This window comes from Proteus cibi, assembly GCF_003144405.1.
GTDB lineage: Bacteria > Pseudomonadota > Gammaproteobacteria > Enterobacterales > Enterobacteriaceae > Proteus > Proteus cibi.
Genome location: NZ_PENW01000009.1, coordinates 345,260 through 366,640, shown reverse-complemented (window position 1 = coordinate 366,640; position 21,381 = coordinate 345,260). Strand labels below are relative to the sequence as shown.

Below are 21,381 nucleotides of genomic sequence, written 5' to 3'. Positions count from 1 at the left end.
TTGATGATGCATTCCGTTAGCGACGTTTTGCTATCGATACACTAAAAATACCCCAATGATCAATCTGTTGATCTAACTTTTCAAATCCTGCTTCATTGACTAAAGCATCCATTTCACCTTGACTACGGCAACGCATGATCCAAGGTTGTCCATTTTGGTGACTTGGTAATACACGCGCAATCATTTCAAGCTGAGGGTGCCAAGGTTGACAGGTATAAATCAATAAACCGCCACGAGGTATGGCTTGCGATAGCCCTTTTAAAGACGCTTTTAGCAGGTGATTTTCAGGGAATAATTCATAGAGTCCACTGACAATACCTAACGTTGGTGACGGTGAAACAGTACTCAAGCTTTCTGCATCAAAAGCGTTACCTTCTTCAAAACGCACTTTATCTTCTAAGTGACGCTCTTTAATTGCCATTCTGCCTTGTTCAACGTTAATGGCGCTATAATCACGCATTAAAATTGAATCGACCTTACCATAATCATTAACAGCATCAAAAAGATAGCGCCCTTGTCCTGCCGCAATATCCATAATATGCACCGGCATATTATTTTGTATTAATTGGCGAATTGCATAGCGGATTGTATTTTCAATATTGATTTTACGTTGGCGAATACCTTGCCAACCAATGCTATTTAAATATTGCCTATCAACAACACGACCAAATAACCCTTTTCCTTGTGGCTGATTGCGGTAGACATAATCCAGCGTTGAGCCAGAATCAAAACCCTTATCGTAACCCAGAGCAACCCCTTCAGACGCTTTACCTAAAGTGCTCATAGAACGGCTAAGGACTTTATAATAAAGTCTTTTTGGACAAAATTTAGGAAGAGGGGTCTGTAATGCGCGATACACATCAGCGCTATGGCTCCAAATATCTTCATGTTGGTAATCATGTTGATAAAGTGGTTGTGCAAACAAGGTTTCAATAAAACTACGCATTTTATTAATAGGAATGACCCTGTCTTTCTCACCTAATGTATCGTGATAAAAGCCGGGTAAGACGTGCTTTTCTTTAATAGAGGTATTTAAACGTTCATAGAAAAGATGTTGAGGCTTAGCATGGACCACATGGTCATTGCCTGAAATAAACAACTGTGTAGGTAACGTAATCGCACTGGCATCTTCAACAACACGATCTGCCGTTTTATAAAGTTCTAATAAAATATTGACGGCAATAGGGCGAGTGATCAGTGAGTCTTGATTAAAAGAGTCGATACGACGTTGGTCATGGGTTAAGTATTTGGCTTTCACATACGAATTGACGTAAAAAAGGCCACGAACTTTTTGCATTAAGGCAAGACCAGTACGTGCAAAAGGAACATATAATTTCACTTTAAATGCCGGGGATGCTAACACCATACCGCGAATTTTGGGCGCATAATCGTGTACCCAACCGGTAACTAAAACGGCACCCACACTTTGACCAACAACCAGAATATTCTCCATTGGAATATGATAGTTAGATGAAATGTAATGAACGAATTCGTCGATATCTTTTATTGATGTTCCCATTGATGGGCTATAACCGCGAGCACCTTCATTTTTACCATGTCCACGCGCATCCCAAGCAAACATTGAAAAATCAGGAAGATCTAACTCATCAACTAGATGAGCAACACGCCCTGAGTGTTCATGTCCTCGGTGAAATAAAATAATTGCTTTTGGCTCAGTGGTAATTTGAGCAGGCCAGTGGCGATAATACAGTGGTGTCTTATCGCTGGTGGTAAATTCAGACTCAATCATATTCCTTTGAGTTTGATATTGCGGTTGTTGATTCATAACGATGTATCCTTATCTTTATCTGTCATCGTTGCTTCTTTTAGTGCGCGATGAATTCGGTGATAACAAGTCAACAAAAGTAATAAATTAATAATAATAAAAAGATAATGCGTGTTTTCTGATAATGTCAGTGAGGGGAATAATCCGATAAAAAATGCAATAGCACCGAAAATAAAGGCTCTATCACTTTTACCCATCGGACCATCATAACGACGAGAAGCATGAATAGTTTGGGCAAGAACGCCTAAGAACTCAGTCATTATCATTAAAAAAAGAGCCAGCATGATCCACCAGTAGGCCTGTGGAAAAATAAAAATAAAAGGTAGATAGAGTGCAATGTCTGAAATAACATCGCTGGCTTCGTTTAATATCGCGCCAAGCGCACTTTTTTGATTATGTTCTCGTGCAAGCATGCCATCAATGGCATTAAGCGCCATACGAAAAAAGAGGACAAAAGGGAGTAATAAAAATAAACGAGGGGACGGATAAAGCAAAAGTAATCCACCTAGGGTAATGGATAACAGTAAGGCAAAAAGTGTGACCTGATTTGCAGTGATCCCTTTTGTGAATAACTGTTCTACATAAGGGCGCAAGAGAGATTGAAATTTGGGTTTTAGGTCATAAATTGTCATGACGCATCCTTGTGTTCAAAAGTGCGTATATTACCTCAAAATTATTATTTTATTATTAGCTGATTTTTATCTCATTGAATATCTTTATTTCAATGGTTTAATTTATTTACGATTTAAACATAAAACGGATATCTGAAATTTACTTGAGTTAATAATTATTTAGCGCCCACAATAAAGGAAAAATAAGATACGCAAAATTGTCATTATCAGACAGTTCCGTGTTTGTTTTATTCTTTTTATTTTAAGAAAGATTAATTTTTCTTTAGTAATATTTACGTAATTATAATTAGAGAATTAAATGAGTGAAATGAAAACAAGGAATATCAAAAACCTTATAATAACTAACGAAATTAGGTTAATTTATTATAAATATTGTTTTATATAAAATTTAAAACTAACAAGTATGTATCAATAGTGTAGTTATCTGTATTGAGTGATAAATGCAAAAAAACTAGATAATGATAATTATTATCATTATCATAATTAAGTCTGTTAGTAACAGCTCTAATTATTTATCAAATTAATAACCATACAAAAAGATACTACTATTATGATCCATTTCTTAGCAAAAAATGATGCTCATCGTCAGGGATTTGGGATATTTTCATTTTCGTCATCAGCGATGACATTATTATTGACTTCACTCACTTCGTTAAATAGCTATGCAATTGAAAGTGTAAAGCCAGAAATAACGACATCCACAAGGTTGGAAACGCTTGGACAACCCAAATCGCGTGAAAAGATTATTATTGAACCTATCTATGTATCAGGTGAGCTCAATTCAAGCGTTGATGCAGGAAGTACGGTTCTGACATTAAAAGATATCGACAGAATTCAGCCTAATAATATCGCAGAGCTGGTGGATAAATTACCTGGGATCTCATCATCAGGCTCACCAAGACCTGGTGGTCAAACATTAAATATCTGGGGGATGGGTAATCCTGAAGATATTAAAATCACTCTTGATGGCACACCTAAAACCTTTGAGAAATATCGCCAAGGTTCTATTTTTATTGATCCTGAATTAATACGCCGTATTGATGTTGATAAAGGTCCTCATAATATTACTCAAGGGAATGGCGGGTTTGGGGGTTCAGTGAGAATTGAAACTAAAGATCCCGATGATTTATTATTACCCGATCAGAATATTGGGATGTTTTTAAAATATGGTCACCATACCAACGATAGACAAAATCGTTATAGTGGTGCGGTATACGGTAAATTACTTGATGGGCAAGCCGACGGATTATTCTATTTTAACCGTCGTGAAAGCGACGATCTGCGACGCCCTGATGGGACTAAATTTGGCTATTCACAGTCAGACCAAGATTCTTTTTTAATTAAAATGAATCTCTATTTCACTGAAGCACAAACATTAACGTTATCAGCTTCACGCTCAGAAAGTGATGGTTGGACACCTTGGGCGGCTAAACGTGATGAATTAGCTAAACCTAGCCAAGCTGAAGTGGATAAATATGGTTTTGATGCGGCGATGAAACGTAAATTAGTTTATCGCGATCAAAAAGACGACACCTTTAGTGTGAAATGGAATATTCAGCCAGTTGATTCTGATTTCATTAATTTAACGCTTACCTACGGTTATTCAAAAACCAAACAAAACGATAGTCGCCCAGAGACAGCGAGTTCCTATTTTAGTGGCAGTATGGGAAATCAAAGTTGGGTAGACTATCGAAATCATCAAATTGAAATTAAGAATGAAAGCACTGTTATGCAAGGTGCTTTAGAACATCAGGTATTAGTAGGAACACGCTGGCATCGCAATGATCGTGATGTCTTAATGTTTACTCGCGATAAAGCGAAAAATCCAAATTATAACTATGGATATTATGCGCCTCCTTATATGCCAGAGGGTACGCAAACAACCACCAGTTTCTATCTTCAAGATTCGATGAGTTATAGAAACCTGACGATAACACCGGGTGTTCGCTACGATATCGTTAAAAACCAAGGCAAGGGAAGCCGAGCTATAACCTATCAAGATCCTGATCCCTATTATGGTCATGATTATTCGGATGTGACTTATAGCGGGGCAACACCTCATTTAGGTTTATTATGGAAAATGAACCCGAATTTCAGATTCTTTGGTGATCTAACTTATACATGGCGAGCCCCATTGATTGATGAGCAGTATGAAGTTCAAGGACGTATTTCTAGTTTAACGGGAACAAGTCGCCATCTAGATAAAGAAACGGTAAGAGCGGCACGAATTGGTGCAATTGCTGATTTTGAAAGTGTTATTCAACAGGAAGACCAACTGCAATTAAGAACAACACTGTTTGATACTCGTGGTAAAGACGAAATTTTCCGCCGGCGCGGTGTCTATTGTGAAAGCCAAAAGGTGGATGGGCATAATGGAAATTGCCCGCCTTCAATGGGGAATTACCGTAATTTACCGGGCTACCATATTCAAGGGTTGGAAATTGAAGCCTTTTATAATAGCGCTAATGTATTCGGTCGTTTAGCGTATTCGACAATGAAAGGGAAACGTGACCAATCACCGCGTGATCCGTGGTTTGGTCAAAAAACATGGATTGCGGAGATCCAGCCTGATGCTTTACATGCCACCCTTGGTATAAAAGTACCCAGTATTCATATCAATATGGGATGGACTGGCGATTTTATTGGCGCCCAACGCCGTTCACCAATGGATGCTGATCCTGATGCGGGTTATTGGTCATTACCAAAAAGCAAAGGCTATGCAATTCACGGTTTATTTGCGAATTGGGAACCTTCTTTTATAGATAATACTGAGGTTCGTTTTACAGTCGCGAATTTATTTAACCGTGATTATTATCCTTATTTAGGAGAGTCTGTTTCAGGTGTAGGGCGTGATTATCGGTTTACTGTGGTAAAACGTTTCTAATATTACTGAAAATAAAAATAGATAAACCCCATAGATATTATGGGGTTTATTGTCATTAAGAGTTCAATACTCAATACACTGAATTAATAACCTTGTGATGCAGAAGTGGCAATCATTGCCATCATGGTAGTGAAGAAGAAAATAAAGAACAAAACAGCCATGATGATACTAATAATAAAGTAAACAAAGCCGGCTCTGTTCCATGTTTCTTGCACTTTCATAAAGGTTTCAACGGAATCATAATCGCCATTTTTCCAAGCCCATTCATTTCCTTTAATACCGCAGACAAAGATCCACACAAGATTAAGTAAAGGAACAAGCGCTAATAATGGAAGATAGGATTTATTACCAAAACCCCAAATAATATTAAACATGAAAGCACCCCAGTTCCAACGTTTAATTTCTTCAGGTACTGGTTTGTTAGTGTAAGACACAATTTATTCCTTATCTAAAATAATAAATATAAATGAGAATACTTACTGGAGAAAGAGAGGAGCATAATTGAAGAAAAGAGAGAATGAAAGAAAGGGATAAGTGAGTACTTAATAAGAAGAATAATCTTAATAAAAAAATCATATTGAGATTATGTTTTATTGTATAAATATATTTTGTTTAATAACGTCTCATTTTATTTTTTATAAAGAAAAACAGACTACAATATTGTAGTCTGCTGAGTCATAATCTTTGTTTTATAGATTATTTTTTATTTCATCATGTTACTTTGCGGCACTTCGAGCTTGTTCAATCCAACCATCAAAAGTTTTTTGATGGGCTTTGATCCAAGCATTAGCATGACGTTCAATGTCTGCCTGTGATTTTTGACCATTATGCATACGTAAGTTTTGCGCATTAATATCGGCAACAGACACTTTCATGACTTCAAAGAGTTTTGCCGCAGCAGGATTTTCTTCAGCCCATTTTTTATTTGCTGCGATATGCATGGTACTTGGCGGAAAGCCATAGTTTTTACCATTAGCTAATGTGGTATCGGTTTTATCATCACCCGGTAATGAAGAGAAGGGAACTTGTAACCACACCACATCTTTACCCGGTTTTAAGACATCACTTATCCAGTAAGGTGTCCATGTGTAATAAAAAATGGGTTTGCCTTCTTTATAGCGAGTGATGGTATCTGCCATCATTGCCGCGTAATTGCCTTGGTTATGTGTAACAGATTTTTCTAATCCATAGGCTTTTAAGTGGTTGTTGATCGCCTCTTCACAACCCCATCCTGGATTACAACCCGTTAAATCGGCTTTGCCATCACCATTGGCATCAAATAATTTGGCAATGTTAGGATCTTTTAATTGCTCAATATTTGTAATGTTATATTTTTCAGCTGTTTTTTTATCAATCAAATAACCTTGAGCTGCATTAACGACATAATCCCCTTTACGATAAAAGGTATTATCACCGCCTGCTGCTGCATATTGTGAATTATGAAGAGGAACCCAACTGACTGCCATAAAGGTAGCATCACCATTGGCGATAGAGGAGTAAGCAACGTTATAGTCAACTTCTTTAATTGGCTGAACGGTGTAACCTAATTGTTCTAGTGCTTTATTAACGATTAACGTTTGAAAGGTTTCTTCAGAAATCGTACTTTGCACAGGTTGAACCGAAATCCCTTTTCCGGGTAAATCAGCAGCGGATAACTGGGTGCTTATCAGTGTGGCGGACAATACGGTTGCCCAGAGAACTGGATTACGCATAGTTTTTCCTTCTGTTGTGATGGTAAGAGATAAAAGCGACAGCGAACTGTCGCCTCTACTTCTTATATTGATTGAACGTGATGTTTTTTATTGGTTTTTAATACTGATTTTTAATAAATAGTGAAAATATTTATTACGATGCTTTTTTGCCAAAGAGTCGGCAAATTAAGCCGATAGGCCCTGTCATATACCAGCATCGATTGCCTTTATGACGGCTGTTTTGACCTAAAGATTGTGTTAATCGGTCAAGAATAATAGCGAGGATAACAATACCTGCGCCTCCTACGGCAGCAAGTCCCATATCAAGACGACCTATACCGCGTAATACCATTTGACCTAATCCGCCAACGGCTATCATGGATGCAATAACAACCATTGAAAGTGCTAACATCAAGGTTTGGTTTACACCCGCCATTATCGTTGGCATGGCGAGCGGTAATTGCACTTTAAACAGCATTTGTCGAGGATTTGCACCAAATGATTGTGCTGCTTCAATTAAATCTTCAGGAACTTGTTTGATCCCTAAAATGGTCAATCTCACAATAGGAGGTAAGGCAAAAATAATGGTGACCACAACGCCGGGGACGTTACCAATCCCAAACAACATGACGATAGGCACTAAGTAGACAAACGCCGGCGTTGTTTGCATCGCATCCAGTAAAGGCCGAACAATTTTGGATGCTCTATCACTGTTAGCTAACCATATTCCTAATGGAAGCCCGATAATTAGACAAAACAGTAATGAAGTGAGTACCAGTGCAAGGGTAACCATGGCTTCAGACCAAGCTCCAATCGCACCAATTAATATTAATGAGATAAAAGAAGCGACACCCATGACTTTGCCTGAAAGTTGCCATGCAATCAGAGAAAATAGAATAATGGCGATAGGTGCTGGCATTGAAGTTAAGAAATTTTCAAAACCACTTAATACAAAATCAACGGGTACACGAATACCTTGGAAAACAGGGCGGAAGTGCAACACAATCCAGTCAATCGCGTCAGTAACCCAAGAATCTAATGGGATCAGTGTGTTGTGAAAGGGGTCCATTAGATTGAATGAATCGGGTGCGATATCTGTCGGTGTGGCATCTAGCCAATCACTGCCTGCGGATGAGGTGTCAATATTTTCAGTACCACTGCCTGTACCCCATGGGTCGGCATCGGTTGAAGAACTGTCAGCACTACTCCAAGGATCGCTTTCTGTTGTGCTTGTATCTGTTGTTGCCCAAGGATCATCATTTACGTTATTGGTTGTCTCTTGTGCCGTCTCGCTTGTTGTGGTTTCTTGGATATTTGTGTCCAAAGCTGTATCTTGATCTGTTGTATTACTCATTTGGCGTCTCCTTATCCAGTGCTTGTAGTAACATTCCTTTAGAAATTAACCCGATATAACGATTTTTTTCATCAATAACAGGAATGGCACAGGGAGATTGTGCAACAGTTGAAATCAGCTCGTTTAACGGAGTATCACCATTAATGGCGCAAGGCTCAGGTAAAATAGCTGACTCAATAGGTTGTTTATTTTTAAGCGCCTCTTCAAGAGACGTAACGGAAACGATGCCAATAAATTTTCTTCCTCGTTCAATAAGGTAGCCAAAGTTTCTGTCTTCATCTTCGAGTACTTTTAAGGCGGAGCGAGGGCCAAAACCGGGGGCTATATGCAGCAAGGTTTCTGGGCGACGTTTAGCAATATCTTTTGCACTAAATACGTGGCTAATATCAACACCACGGAAAAACGTACGCACATAATCATTTGCTGGATTGTTGAGTATTTCATCGGGTGTTCCCGTTTGAACAACAACCCCCCCTTGCATAATGGCAATTCGGTCGCCAATACGCATAGCTTCATCCAGATCATGAGAGATAAACACAATGGTACGCTGTTTATCACCTTGTAAACTTAATAACTCATCTTGCATTTCTGTACGAATTAATGGATCAAGTGCTGAAAAGGCTTCGTCCATTAACAAAATATCAGGATCATTGGCAAGTGCACGCGCAAGACCGATACGTTGACGCATCCCACCAGAAAGCTCATCAGGCCAAGAGTTTGCGTAACTCCCTAAGTTGACCTGCTCTAAGGCATCCATCGCTTTTTTATAACGCTCGTCTTTACTTAATCCAGCGAGATCCATTCCAAATGCCGTGTTATCAAGCACGTTCATATGGGGCATCAATGCAAATGATTGAAACACCATACTGATTTTTTTACGGCGTACTTGTCGTAATTCGGCATCCGACATGGTGGCAATATTTTCACCATCAATAAGCACTTCTCCTTTTGTCGGAGCGATCAGACGATTGAGAAGGCGGACTAGAGTAGATTTACCTGAACCAGATAATCCCATAATGACAAATATTTCGCCTTCTTCAATTGCCAGATTTGCATTTTGAACGCCCACTGTCAGCCCCGTCTTATCAAAAATCTGATCTTTATTCATACCAGATTCTAATAATTCAAAAGCGCGTTTCGGGTGCTCGCCAAATACCTTGTAGAGATTTTTTACTTCGAGTTTAATTGCCATGCAATATAAAGTTTCCTATTTAAATATTGAAAGGAATAAATTAAATATTAATTAATAAGTGTTGTTGTTTTTCCTAAATAAGATTTTTAGTAAGGGAAATACCCTACCACAATGATTGAGTCTGACAACCCTATGTTAATTATAATTAATTAAATAATTTATCTGTATTTTCTTTGTTTTTAATATGATTAATAATTAAATAAAGTGAAATAAATAAAATTTATTAAAAGATGTATTTTCCTCTAACCAACTGAAATAACTTTATTTTTATAGATATTATTATTTTGATTAGGATCTCAATAAAAATGAAGACTTAATTTTAAAACAAAGCGAAAAAAGAGAGGGAAATTAAATGAAAAAAAAGCGAGATACATTAGATTAATTAATGTTTAATGTGTTGTGATAAGGTTTATCTACGAGGTATAAGCTAAAATCATTCGAAAAAAGTTAATTTTTTGACAACATTGAACGGCAAAAATCAATCAATTAGATTATTTAATAAACAAATAAAAATACACTAAAAAATAATCTATATTTTTCAGTGTATTATGTTTTATCTGTGACTCATAATTAAATTGAATGTATTATGCTGTTTCTATTACCTTCAACTAGGCGCGCGAATTTAAAAATCCCAATCATCGTCTTCAGTGTTAATGGTTTTTCCAATAACATAAGATGAACCGGAGCCAGAGAAGAAATCGTGGTTTTCATTTGCATCTGGTGATAATGAAGAAAGAATTGCAGGACTTACATTGGTTATTTCATCTGGGAATAACGCTTCATACCCTAAATTCATTAATGCTTTATTCGCATTATAATGAAGAAATTTTTTGACATCTTCTGTCCAACCGACAATGTCGTAAAGATCTTCGGTATATTTCACTTCATTATCATATAAATCTAATAATAATGAGAAAGTAAAATCTTTAATATCTTGTTTCTCTAATTCGGATTTGCTTAATAACTGATTTTGAAATTTATAGCCAATATAATAACCATGAACGGCTTCATCCCTAATAATAAGTCGAATTAAATCAGCGGTATTGGTTAGTTTTCCACGACTTGACCAATACATTGGTAAATAGAATCCAGAATAAAATAAAAAAGATTCTAAAAAGACGCTGGCGATTTTTTTCTTTAAAGGATCTTCATCTTGATAATAACGCAAAATAATTTCTGCTTTCTTTTGTAAGTAAGGATTTTCTTCACTCCAACGGTAGGCTTCATCGACATCGCTTATTAAGCAGAGTGTGGAAAATATCGAACTGTAAGAGCGAGCATGAACGGCTTCCATAAAGCAGATATTAGATAACACCGCTTCTTCATGAGGCGTGAGTGCATCAGGCATTAAAGTAGGTGCGCCTACGGTGTTTTGGATTGTATCAAGCAAAGTGAGTCCGGTGAAAACACGGATCGTCAGTTGTTTTTCGGCTTGAGTCAGCGTGTTCCATGAGGGGATATCATTAGAGAGTGGAATTTTTTCAGGTAACCAAAAATTCATGGTTAAACGATTCCAAACTTCTAAATCTTTTTCATCTTCAATACGATTCCAATTAATCGCATTAACGTGGCTTAATAAAGGTGATGACATGCTATGTTCTCCTTATTGTTATTATTAAAGTGCGCACGAAACACAACCTTTGATTTCAGTTCCTGCTAATGCAGATTGTCGGATGCGAATGTAATACAAGGTTTTAATCCCTTTACGCCATGCATATATTTGTGCTTTGTTAATATCTCGGGTTGTTGCTTCATCAGAAAAGAATAATGTGAGCGATAAGCCTTGGTCGATATGTTGAGAAGCTTCGGCATAGGTATCGATAATTTTCTCAGCCCCAATTTCATAAGCATCTTGATAATATTGACGATTCTCATTGGTCATAAAAGGGGCTGGGTAATAAACCCGTCCAATCTTACCTTCTTTTCTAATTTCTATTGGCGCGGCAATAGGGTGAATGCTTGATGTAGAGTGGTTGATATAGGAAATAGATCCTGTCGGTGGTATTGCTTGTAAGTTTTGGTTATAGATCCCATGCACCATAATAGATTGTTTGAGAGTCTGCCAATCTTCCTGTGTTGGAATATGAATATTAGATTGATTGAATAGCTGGTGGACTTTTTGAGTTTTAGGCAACCACTGTTGTGATATATATTTATTAAAATATTCACCTGTTGCGTATTTTGAATTTTCAAAGCCTTTAAAGTGCTGTTTTTTTTCAATAGCTAATTGATTTGATGCTAATAACGCATAGTAAGTGACGGTATAGAAATAGATGTTAGTAAAATCTAATGCTTCTTTAGAGCCGTAATAAATCCCTTCACGTGCTAAGTAACCATGTAAATTCATTTGTCCTAAACCAATGGCATGAGACGCAAGATTACCTTTTTCAATAGAAGGAACGGACTCGATTTTCGTCATTTCAGAGACATTGCTTAATGCTCTAATTGCCGTACTGACGGTATGTGCAAAGTTAGGTGAGTCCATTGCCATCGCAATATTCATAGAGCCTAAGTTACAACTGATGTCATGACCAATATGGCGATAACTTAAGTCAGGGTGATATTCACTTGCGCTGTTGACTTGTAAAATTTCAGAACAAAGATTGCTCATGTTAATTCTGCCAGCGATAGGATTGGCGCGATTTACTGCATCTTCAAACATGATATAAGGATAGCCAGATTCAAATTGAATTTCGGCAAGTGTTTGGAAAAACGCCCTCGCTTTAATTTTCTTCTTACGAATTTGCGCGTTATTCACCATTTCACTGTATTTTTCGCTAATACTGATCTCTGACATAGGTACGCCATAAACACGCGCGATATCATAAGGTGAGAAGAGATACATATCTTCATTGCGTTTCGCTAATTCAAAAGTGATGTCAGGGATAACAACACCTAAAGAGAGGGTTTTTATTCGGACTTTTTCATCCGCATTTTCTCTTTTTGTATCAAGAAAATGGTAAATATCCGGATGATGAGCATGAAGATAAACAGCCCCCGCTCCTTGCCTTGCACCTAACTGATTGGCATAGGAAAATGCATCTTCAAGCATTTTCATAACAGGAACAACGCCAGAAGATTGATTCTCTATCCGTTTAATGGGCGCGCCTGCTTCACGTAAATTAGTGAGCAAAAATGCAACGCCACCGCCACGTTTAGAAAGTTGTAATGCGGAATTGACCGATCGACCGATAGACTCCATATTATCTTCTATACGCAGTAGAAAGCAGGAAACCAATTCACCGCGTTGTTGTTTCCCACAATTTAAAAAAGTGGGTGTTGCGGGTTGAAAACGACCATTAATGATTTCATCAACAAGATGAATCGCAAGATCAGTATTGCCTTGTGCAAGAGTGAGCGCCACCATACAAACGCGATCTTCATAGCGTTCAAGGTAGCGCTCTCCATCAAACGTTTTTAAGGTATAACTGGTGTAATACTTAAAAGCACCAAGGAAAGATTGGAAGCGAAACTTTTTGCTATAAGCATGTTTGAAGAGCTGTTTGATAAAAGCAAATTCATACTGTTCTAACACTTGGGCTTCGTAATAGTGTTGTTGGACTAAGAACTCTAATTTTTCTCTTAGATCATGAAAAAATACGGTGTTTTGATTTACATGCTGACGAAAAAAATGGTGTGTTGCTAATTTGTCTTTATCAAACTGAATATTACCTTGCTCATCATAGAGATTTAGCATGGCATTTAATGCATGGTAATCCAGTTGTTCGGCTGATGGTATCATGTTAATTATCTCGTGACGCATTGGTCAGCAAGGCTTGACCAAAACGTGTTTAAACCTGTTTTGACGCGGCTTACATCTTCTGGCGTACCTAATAATTCAAATCGATACAAGAAAGGGATGTGGCATTTTTGTGCAATAATATCCCCCGCTAATCCGTAAGCTGTACCAAAGTTAGTATTTCCAGAAGCAATGACTCCGCGTATTAATTGGCGGTTCTCAGGAATATTTAAAAACTGAATAACCGCTTTAGGTACCGCACCTTTCGTACCACCGCCACCATAAGTTGGACAAAGCAACACAAAAGGTTGTGTTGCAAGCAATGTTTCATCTTCAATAATTCTGGTCGCTTTTATATTGAGTTTTTGTATAAAACGATGGCAGTTTTCAGAGCGACTTGAAAAATAGATCAAAGGTGCAGTTTGCATGAGTGGCTCCTTTAGAGCGTGATCTGTCTGATTTTATCAGGGCAGAAACCCGACCAATGTTGTTCACCATGAACCACAACAGGTACTTGGCGATATCCCATAGAAACAATGTGAGCGAGGGCTTGTGTATCTTTGGTGAGGTCAACTGCAACAAACGGAATATTTTTCTGTTTTAAGGCGCGTTCTGTGGCACTGCATTGAACGCAATTTGGTTTGGTATAGAGGATAACAGACATAAAAATAACCCTTATAAAAATATGGATGCGTCTGTTTTCACATCCATAATGAGAAGTATTTAAATACTATATATAGAGTTATTTATTTTCAACCACACAATATATGGTGGTTTTCATTTTTGATAATGATTATCATTAAAATTAAACAGTTAGTGAACTAATTTTATTTTTAGATCGCTCGATTGATCAATTTTTATTAGATATAGCAGTAATTAGATGATTGCTTTATCAATCAAGCATGCTTTAATCTTGTTGCTAAAGACAAATCAGCAGAGAAAACATTATGTACCAAGACTATCTCAATGCACCTCAAGGCTTTCCCAAACACTATATTTCTATCACCGCGAATGAAAAGGGGATCACGAGTCTCTATTTTGTGAATGACAAAGAGGTTGCTGTCAATACAAGCCCTGTGATTAACCAATGTATACAACAATTAAAAGAGTATTTTGCGGGGAAACGCACGACGTTTTCAGTGCCATTAGCACCTGAAGGAACGGAATTTCAAAGTCGTGTTTGGAAGACATTACAGACAATCCCTTATGGTGAAATTTGGAGTTATAAAAAATTGGCGCTTACATTAGGTTCGGTCAATTATTGCAGAGCGGTAGGAATGGCAAATTCACGTAATCCGATATCTTTAATTATTCCTTGCCACCGCGTTATTGGTCATAACGGTAAGTTAGTCGGCTATACTGGTGGATTAGACATTAAGCGTTGGCTACTTCAATATGAAAAAATAGAAATTGATGAATAGTTCAGATTGTAAGTATTAAGTATTGTTTCTTAAGTGAACTATGCGTTAAGGCATGGGATTTGTCTGAATATTAATCATTTGGCAGAAAAAAAATGTGAGTTTCGTGATCTAGACTGTGGACAGGGAATCATCATTTTTGTTTTACTATAGCTAACGCAAAACGCTTGCGTTTATTTTCTATTTTAAAGGTAAACTTGATGTCTAAATTAAAAGGTAACGTTAAGTGGTTTAACGAAACTAAAGGTTTTGGTTTTATCACTCCAGAAGATGGCAGCAAAGATGTATTTGTACACTTTTCCGCTATTACATCAGAAGGCTTTAAAACCCTTGCTGAAGGTCAAAAAGTAGAGTTTGAAGTTACTGACGGCGCGAAAGGGCCATCTGCTGCAAACGTTGTCGCTATCTAATTAACGACTTCTTTGAGACAGTAAAAACCCGTTTTTAACGGGTTTTTATGTATCTAGAGCAACACTCATTATTCAACTGATTTTTATATTCCGAGTATTACATCTCTCGAAGTAACCAAAATGCAAATGCGGTCATTAAAAATGAACCTGCCAGATTAGCCCCCATCGTACTTAATGCCCATCCTATCCTCCCTTCAGTTAAGAGCGCGACAACTTCGACAGAAAAGGTTGAAAATGTTGTCAGACCGCCACAAAAGCCCGTAGTTAGCATAATTTTCCAAATAGGATCAATATGTGGTGCTTTGCTAAACCAAGCGATACCAAAGGCAATAATAAAAGCACCTATACAGTTAGCAATAAAGGTGCCTGTGGCAAAATGAGGAAAAATAGAATTTAGGCGGTAGCTAATCAGCCAGCGTAATACGCTACCCAAACCACCACCTATAAATACAGCAATTGCAATATTAAGCATGAGAGATCAATTGTTATTTAACCTCAATCCCCTGAGCTTGAAGATCAGCATGATAAGACGAGCGAACAAACGGCCCACAAGCTGCGTGGGTAAAGCCCATCGCAAGTGCTTGCTCTTTCATATATTCAAACTCGTCAGGACTGACGTAGCGTTGAACAGGAAGATGGTGACGGCTTGGCTGTAAATATTGCCCTAATGTCAGCATCGTTACCCCATGTTTACGCAGATCACGCATAACGTCAATAATTTCTTCATTGGTTTCCCCAAGACCAACCATTAAACCGGATTTAGTCGGAATATCTGGGTGAGCTTGCTTAAAACGCTCTAACAATGTTAATGACCATTGATAGTTAGCACCTGGACGTACTTGACGATAAACGCGAGGAACGTTCTCTAAGTTATGGTTGAAGACATCAGGTGGTGTTTCTGTGAGGATCTCAAGTGCTTTATCCATACGACCACGGAAGTCAGGAACTAATGTTTCAATACGGATCGTTGGATTTTTTGCACGAATGGCAGCAATACAATCAGCAAAATGTTGAGCACCGCCATCACGTAAATCATCGCGGTCTACGGAAGTAATGACAACGTAGCGTAACCCCATATCTTTAATCGTTTGAGCGAGTTTTTCTGGCTCTTGTGGATCGGGGGCATTTGGGCGACCATGAGCAACATCGCAGAATGGGCAACGGCGTGTACAGATTGCGCCTAAGATCATAAAGGTTGCTGTTCCGTGGTTAAAACACTCTGCAAGGTTAGGGCAAGAGGCTTCTTCACAGACGGAATGAAGACCATTTTTACGCATCGCTGCTTTGATACCCTGTATTTTACTTGAGTCAGCGGGTAACTTTATTTTCATCCAATCAGGTTTGCGTAGCAGTTGTTCACGTTCTGTAGCGACTGTTTTAACAGGAATAAGTGCCATTTTATCGGCGTCGCGATATTTAACTCCGCGTTCCATCTGAATAGGTTTACTCATAATTGTGCCAGTTCCAGTTATCTAGAGTGATTAACACGATGTGACTGAGGTAATCAGGGTTTTAAAAAAATATGACAAATGTTAAAAAAATTATAGCATTTTTATTGCTGTGGTTGAAATCCTAGTTGTGTACAAAAATGCTTAACTAATAACGGTGCTACCTGTGTCGTTGTCGTATTCGGTGCAAAATCAATTAACTGCGTCATTTTGAGATCAGAATAACCACAAGGATTTATTCGTGTAAAAGGGGATAAATCCATATCGATATTGAGTGCAAGTCCATGAAAGGAGCAACCTTTACGAATACGCAATCCTAAAGAGCAAATTTTATCACCCTTTACATAAACGCCGGGTGCATCAGCGCGAGCATAAGCCTCTACATTAAACTCTGCCAGCGTATCAATAACGGTGTTTTCAAGAGCGGTGACTAATTGACGAACACCGACATGATTGCGTTTTAAATCAATTAAAACATACATCACTTGTTGACCGGGGCCATGATAAGTGACTTGACCGCCACGATCAGACTGAATAACAGGGATAGTTCCTGTATTTAATAAGTGTTCAGCTTTACCTGCTTGGCCTTGGGTAAAAACCTGTTCATGTTGAACGAGCCATATTTCATCAGGAGTGTGACTTTCCCGTTTTTCCGTAAACTGATGCATAGAATCAGAAACCGGTAAATAGGGTTTCACACCTAATTGGCGAATAATGATTGTCTTGTCTTGCACCGTGAAAATCTTCATTTGTAGCGTAATTGTGAAGAGCAGTATAACGCTCCAGTAAATGAACTACCAGATTGAGATGTTTTTTTTCCGAGGTAAGGGGAAAAATAAGGAAATGTAGAATAAGAAAAAGCGCCTTAATGATGAAAGGCGCTTTTAAAAAGGCATCGATTAAAAGAAGAGATTATAGAACCATACGTACCAGTTCAAGTTCACCTAATTCTTTATATAACGTTTCTACTTGATCGATATGAGTTGCATTGATGGTAATAGACACCGAGTGATAATTACCTTTGCTACTAGGTTTCACTGAAGGTGTGTAATCACCAGGTGCATGGCGTTGAATGACTTCAACGACTTGATCTACTAATTCAGGTTTTGCATGACCCATCACTTTATAAGTGAAAGAACATGGGAACTCTAACAGTTCATTTAATTTTGTTTTCATCATAATGTAATTCCTTAAGACAACAGGTGCTGTTGTTTTAATAATTTATTTCTACACCTAATCTTAGCAAATAAAAAGCGCATTCCTTACATAATAAGGAATGCGATACTGGTAATTAGGGTAAATATGGAATGGTAAATGTATTTCTGCCAATATCTGTATGGAATTTATATGTGGTCATATTTACCTTTTTCAAGTCTTAGCCAAACCAGTGTGAGAATAATAATTTGATATAGTCGATAATACGGCTAAAGAAACCACCTTCTTTTACTTCATTCATCACAACAAGTGGTCGCTGTTCAATAACTTGACCGTCAAGTTGGAAATTAATTGTTCCCACAACTTGGTTTTTAGTTACTGGGGCATGTAATTCTACATTATCAAGAACATAGCTTGCTTTTAAATCCTTTAAACGACCACGAGGAATAGTTAAATAAACATCTTTATCTACTCCTAATTGTACTTTATCTGTTTCACCATACCAGATAGGTTCAGCCGCGAACTCTTTACCCACTTGTAATGGTTTTACGGTTTCAAAGAAACGAAAACCCCAAGTGAGTAGTTTTTTACTTTCAGCATCACGGCCTTTAGATGAGTGACCTCCCATAACCGCAGAAATTAAACGCATATCGCCTTCAGTTGCAGACGCGACAAGGTTATAGCCAGCAGATGCCGTATGACCTGTTTTAATGCCATCAACGTTTAAGCTGGTATCCCACAACAAACCATTGCGGTTAGTTTGGCGGATATTATTGTAGGTGTACTCTTTTTCTTTATAGATGGCATATTCATCCGGTACATCGCGAATTAATGCAGCACCAATTAGTGCCATATCGCGAGCTGAGCTATATTGTCCTGGAGCATCAAGACCATGAACGGTTTGGAATTGTGTATTTTGTAAACCTAGACGTTTAACGTAATCGTTCATCATGGTCACAAATGTATCTTGGCTTCCTGCAACATAAGAGGCCATTGCAACACAAGCATCATTACCTGATTGTAAGTTAATACCACGAGTTAACTGCGCAACTGTAACTTGATCACCCGGTTTTAAGAACATTAAAGAAGAGCCACGAAAAACAGGATTACCCGTTGCCCATGCTTCTTCACCAATGGGTACGATATCGCTATTAGAGATTTTACCTGCACGAATAGATTGACCAATAACATAGCTAGTCATCATCTTGGTTAAACTTGCAGGATCACGGCGAACGTCAGCGTTCATTTCAGCCAGTACTTTCCCAGAATGATAATCAATAAGAATATAAGATTCGGCTTCGATACTAGGAACAGCAGGTATCATTGTTTTTAGGGAATCTTCTGCAATACCTTGATGACTTACTGTGAGTAAAGCAAAAGTGGCGCTTAATAGACTTGTTCTTAGTAATTTTGCTGGGAGTATCTGTTTCATTCTGTTTGTTTGATCCGAAAATTCAGGGAAAAATAGGGAGCGATAAATAAAATATCAGCAAATCCAGACGATTCTACGCTTGAATTTGCTGATATAAAAAGGATTTTACGTAAAATTATCCTTTATTGGGTAATAATAAACCCAGTGATATCTTTAACTTGTTTTAGCTTGTTTTTTATCGTTTCGGCTTGATCTTTAGATGAATAGGGGCCGAGTTGTACTTTATATAATCCATCTGTTTTATTGATCACGCCTTGAGTGCTAAATAATGACGATAAATCATTGAGCCAAAACTGTGCATTATTTTCGTTACTGAGAGCCCCAACTTGGACATAAAAGCCTTGTGTTATGGAATTTGAAGATAATACTGGTTTTGGAGCTGGAGCTGGAGCTGGAGCTGGAGCTGGAGCTGGAGCTGGAGCTGGAGCTGGAGCTGGAGCTGGAGCTGATGGCTTAACTGGCATATTGTTGTTGGTAGGCGCGGATGTTGTTAATGGCGCAGGCGTTGCTGGTTGAGCATTAAAATTAGGACGTTCAGGTAATGCTGTTGTTTTCTTCTCTATTTGCGCACCATGTGTACCAATACCACTCATATGACCAGATTGATCAACAACAATGCCTTCAATAAGCAATGGGGTTGTCGGCATTAAACGTAAGCTATCAGAAACCGCTGGAGTGACCTGGATTTGTTTTCCATTGACATAAGGACCACGGTCATTAATACGTACAACCATGGTACGTCCATTGAGCAAGTTCGTGATTTTTGCATAGCTTGGGATTGGCAATGTAGGATGCGCAACGGCAAATTCATAGGGATTAACGCGCTCACCAATGGTCGTTAATCGACTCATCGCTAAGCTATCATAGACAATCGCTTCGCCTTTCTCACTGAAATTGGCAGGATCAGTCACAATACGGTAAATCACCCCGTTTTTTCGGTAATCTTGATTTGCCGTAGGGTGATAAGGCTCGTAACGTGGCTCAGCACCAAGAACACGTTGAGCTGGCACATTGGGTAATGGTGCTGGCTGTTTATTGGTATTTGGTTTATCAATAACACACCCTGACAGTAGCAATGCACTGATACCAATCAAAACCCATTGCAGACGCATAAAAACCTCATTATAAACTTTTCGATAGTAGTTTTCGGTGTGTATGAATCGACATCACGATACCAAACCCAGCCATTAACACAATAAGGGCTGAGCCTCCGTAACTCATCAGCGGTAACGGAACACCCACAACAGGAAGGATGCCACTCACCATTCCTATGTTGACAAAGACATAGACAAAGAAAATTAGCATTAATCCGCCAATCATTACTCTACCAAATGTATTTTGTGCTTTCGTTGCAAGGTAAAGACCTCGCGCAATTAAGAGTATATAAAGCGTTAGTAGTATCAAAACACCAATTAATCCGAGCTCTTCAGCCAATACAGCAAAAATAAAGTCTGTATGGCGCTCTGGTAAGAATTCTAATTGAGATTGAGTGCCTTGTAACCATCCTTTTCCATGTAATCCACCCGAACCAATGGCAATTTTAGATTGGATGATATGATATCCTGCTCCAAGGGGGTCTGATTCAGGATCAAGGAGCATCATTACCCGTGCTTGCTGGTAATCATGCATTAGGAAAAACCAAAGTATGGGGATAAAGGCGGCGACAAGAATAATGGCCACGGTGATAAGGCGCCAACTCATTCCCGCTAAGAAAAGAACGAATAATCCAGAAGTAGCGACAAGAATAGATGTCCCTAAGTCAGGCTGTGCTGCGACTAATAAAGTGGGGACAAAAATAAGGACCAGAGCAATGGCTGTATTACGCAATGTAGGAGGACACACATCGCGATTCATAAATCGAGCGACCATTAAAGGCACTGCTATTTTAGCGATTTCTGAAGGCTGAAAACGCACAATACCTAAATCCAGCCAACGTTGTGCACCTTTACTGATTTGTCCAAAGACATCAACAAGAATAAGTAAAATAACACAGAAAAAATAGAGGTGAGGCGCCCAGCTTTCATAGACTCTCGGTGGGATTTGTGCCATGACTATCATGACCATAAAACCCATTGCAATCTGCCCTAACTTACGTTGCATCATTTCTGGATCTTGCCCGCTGGCACTCCACATAATAAATGCGCTATATCCTAATAAAGCAATAATGCAAAGTAAGAATAGAGGGTCGATATGGAGCCGAGTCCAGAAGGATTTTTTCTTATTATTTTCAGTCATGAGTA

General features: G+C 38.3%; 20 protein-coding genes. 3 read left to right on the top strand and 17 right to left on the bottom strand.

Going from position 1 to position 21,381, the window contains the following annotated elements; all coding sequences use genetic code 11:
• Window positions 1-16: 16 nt before the first annotated feature.
• On the bottom strand, window positions 17-1,786 hold the full coding sequence (locus tag DK865_RS05620; RefSeq protein WP_023581121.1) for a bifunctional alpha/beta hydrolase/class I SAM-dependent methyltransferase: 1,770 nt from the start codon (window positions 1,784-1,786) through the stop codon (window positions 17-19).
• Complete coding sequence (locus DK865_RS05615; RefSeq protein ID WP_109391410.1) at window positions 1,783-2,418, bottom strand: CDP-alcohol phosphatidyltransferase family protein; 636 nt, start codon at window positions 2,416-2,418, stop codon at window positions 1,783-1,785. Before DK865_RS05615 ends, DK865_RS05620 begins: the two co-directional genes overlap by 4 nt.
• Window positions 2,419-2,968: 550 nt before the next feature.
• Between DK865_RS05615 and DK865_RS05610 the strand changes: the two genes are divergently transcribed.
• Window positions 2,969-5,302: a TonB-dependent hemoglobin/transferrin/lactoferrin family receptor gene (locus DK865_RS05610; protein ID WP_109391409.1), complete on the top strand. Its 2,334-nt coding sequence runs from the start codon at window positions 2,969-2,971 to the stop codon at window positions 5,300-5,302.
• Window positions 5,303-5,385: 83 nt separating this feature from the next.
• On the opposite strand, the gene DK865_RS05605 is transcribed toward DK865_RS05610, so the two are convergent.
• The 8 genes from DK865_RS05605 to nrdH all read right to left on the bottom strand — a co-directional run bounded on the left by DK865_RS05605 (window position 5,386) and on the right by nrdH (window position 13,942).
• A complete protein-coding gene (locus DK865_RS05605; RefSeq protein ID WP_036912025.1) occupies window positions 5,386-5,736 on the bottom strand; it encodes a hypothetical protein in 351 nt (116 codons plus the stop codon).
• A 282-nt stretch (window positions 5,737-6,018) separates the two neighbouring features.
• Window positions 6,019-7,014, bottom strand: a complete 996-nt coding sequence (gene proX / locus DK865_RS05600) for a glycine betaine/L-proline ABC transporter substrate-binding protein ProX (RefSeq protein WP_023581125.1) — start codon at window positions 7,012-7,014, stop codon at window positions 6,019-6,021.
• A gap of 133 nt (window positions 7,015-7,147) precedes the next feature.
• A complete protein-coding gene (proW, locus tag DK865_RS05595; protein WP_023581126.1) occupies window positions 7,148-8,347 on the bottom strand; it encodes a glycine betaine/L-proline ABC transporter permease ProW in 1,200 nt (399 codons plus the stop codon).
• The gene (gene proV / locus DK865_RS05590) at window positions 8,340-9,539 is read right to left on the bottom strand and encodes a glycine betaine/L-proline ABC transporter ATP-binding protein ProV (protein WP_023581127.1); all 1,200 of its coding nucleotides are present in this window, start codon (window positions 9,537-9,539) and stop codon (window positions 8,340-8,342) included. The genes proW and proV overlap by 8 nt, the downstream gene beginning before the upstream one ends.
• A 622-nt stretch (window positions 9,540-10,161) precedes the next feature.
• A complete protein-coding gene (gene nrdF, locus DK865_RS05585) occupies window positions 10,162-11,130 on the bottom strand; it encodes a class 1b ribonucleoside-diphosphate reductase subunit beta (protein ID WP_109391408.1) in 969 nt (322 codons plus the stop codon).
• 24 nt (window positions 11,131-11,154) lie between these two features.
• Entirely contained in the window at window positions 11,155-13,281 is a 2,127-nt protein-coding gene (gene nrdE / locus DK865_RS05580) for a class 1b ribonucleoside-diphosphate reductase subunit alpha (protein ID WP_109391407.1), read from the bottom strand.
• A 5-nt stretch (window positions 13,282-13,286) separates the two neighbouring features.
• Window positions 13,287-13,706: a class Ib ribonucleoside-diphosphate reductase assembly flavoprotein NrdI gene (nrdI, locus tag DK865_RS05575; RefSeq protein ID WP_109391406.1), complete on the bottom strand. Its 420-nt coding sequence runs from the start codon at window positions 13,704-13,706 to the stop codon at window positions 13,287-13,289.
• A gap of 11 nt (window positions 13,707-13,717) precedes the next feature.
• Window positions 13,718-13,942: a glutaredoxin-like protein NrdH gene (gene nrdH / locus DK865_RS05570; RefSeq protein ID WP_023581131.1), complete on the bottom strand. Its 225-nt coding sequence runs from the start codon at window positions 13,940-13,942 to the stop codon at window positions 13,718-13,720.
• Between the two features lie 283 nt (window positions 13,943-14,225).
• On the opposite strand from nrdH, the gene DK865_RS05565 reads away from it, so the two are divergent.
• The gene (locus tag DK865_RS05565) at window positions 14,226-14,699 is read left to right on the top strand and encodes a methylated-DNA--[protein]-cysteine S-methyltransferase (RefSeq protein ID WP_023581132.1); all 474 of its coding nucleotides are present in this window, start codon (window positions 14,226-14,228) and stop codon (window positions 14,697-14,699) included.
• A gap of 197 nt (window positions 14,700-14,896) precedes the next feature.
• The gene (gene cspE, locus DK865_RS05560) at window positions 14,897-15,106 is read left to right on the top strand and encodes a transcription antiterminator/RNA stability regulator CspE (protein ID WP_023581133.1); all 210 of its coding nucleotides are present in this window, start codon (window positions 14,897-14,899) and stop codon (window positions 15,104-15,106) included.
• A gap of 97 nt (window positions 15,107-15,203) precedes the next feature.
• On the opposite strand, the gene crcB is transcribed toward cspE, so the two are convergent.
• From crcB to mrdB, 7 genes are all read right to left on the bottom strand, one after another.
• Window positions 15,204-15,578, bottom strand: coding sequence for a fluoride efflux transporter CrcB (crcB, locus tag DK865_RS05555; RefSeq protein ID WP_109391405.1), 375 nt, complete (start codon window positions 15,576-15,578; stop codon window positions 15,204-15,206).
• Between the two features lie 13 nt (window positions 15,579-15,591).
• A complete protein-coding gene (gene lipA, locus DK865_RS05550) occupies window positions 15,592-16,557 on the bottom strand; it encodes a lipoyl synthase (protein WP_006537742.1) in 966 nt (321 codons plus the stop codon).
• Window positions 16,558-16,658: 101 nt separating this feature from the next.
• A complete protein-coding gene (lipB, locus tag DK865_RS05545; protein WP_023581135.1) occupies window positions 16,659-17,303 on the bottom strand; it encodes a lipoyl(octanoyl) transferase LipB in 645 nt (214 codons plus the stop codon).
• Between the two features lie 163 nt (window positions 17,304-17,466).
• Complete coding sequence (gene ybeD / locus DK865_RS05540; protein ID WP_036912266.1) at window positions 17,467-17,730, bottom strand: DUF493 family protein YbeD; 264 nt, start codon at window positions 17,728-17,730, stop codon at window positions 17,467-17,469.
• A 199-nt stretch (window positions 17,731-17,929) separates the two neighbouring features.
• Window positions 17,930-19,141: a D-alanyl-D-alanine carboxypeptidase DacA gene (gene dacA / locus DK865_RS05535; protein WP_023581137.1), complete on the bottom strand. Its 1,212-nt coding sequence runs from the start codon at window positions 19,139-19,141 to the stop codon at window positions 17,930-17,932.
• 122 nt (window positions 19,142-19,263) lie between these two features.
• Window positions 19,264-20,253, bottom strand: coding sequence for an endolytic peptidoglycan transglycosylase RlpA (gene rlpA / locus DK865_RS05530; RefSeq protein WP_109391404.1), 990 nt, complete (start codon window positions 20,251-20,253; stop codon window positions 19,264-19,266).
• A 10-nt stretch (window positions 20,254-20,263) separates the two neighbouring features.
• Complete coding sequence (gene mrdB, locus DK865_RS05525) at window positions 20,264-21,376, bottom strand: peptidoglycan glycosyltransferase MrdB (RefSeq protein ID WP_023581139.1); 1,113 nt, start codon at window positions 21,374-21,376, stop codon at window positions 20,264-20,266.
• Window positions 21,377-21,381: the final 5 nt, after the last annotated feature.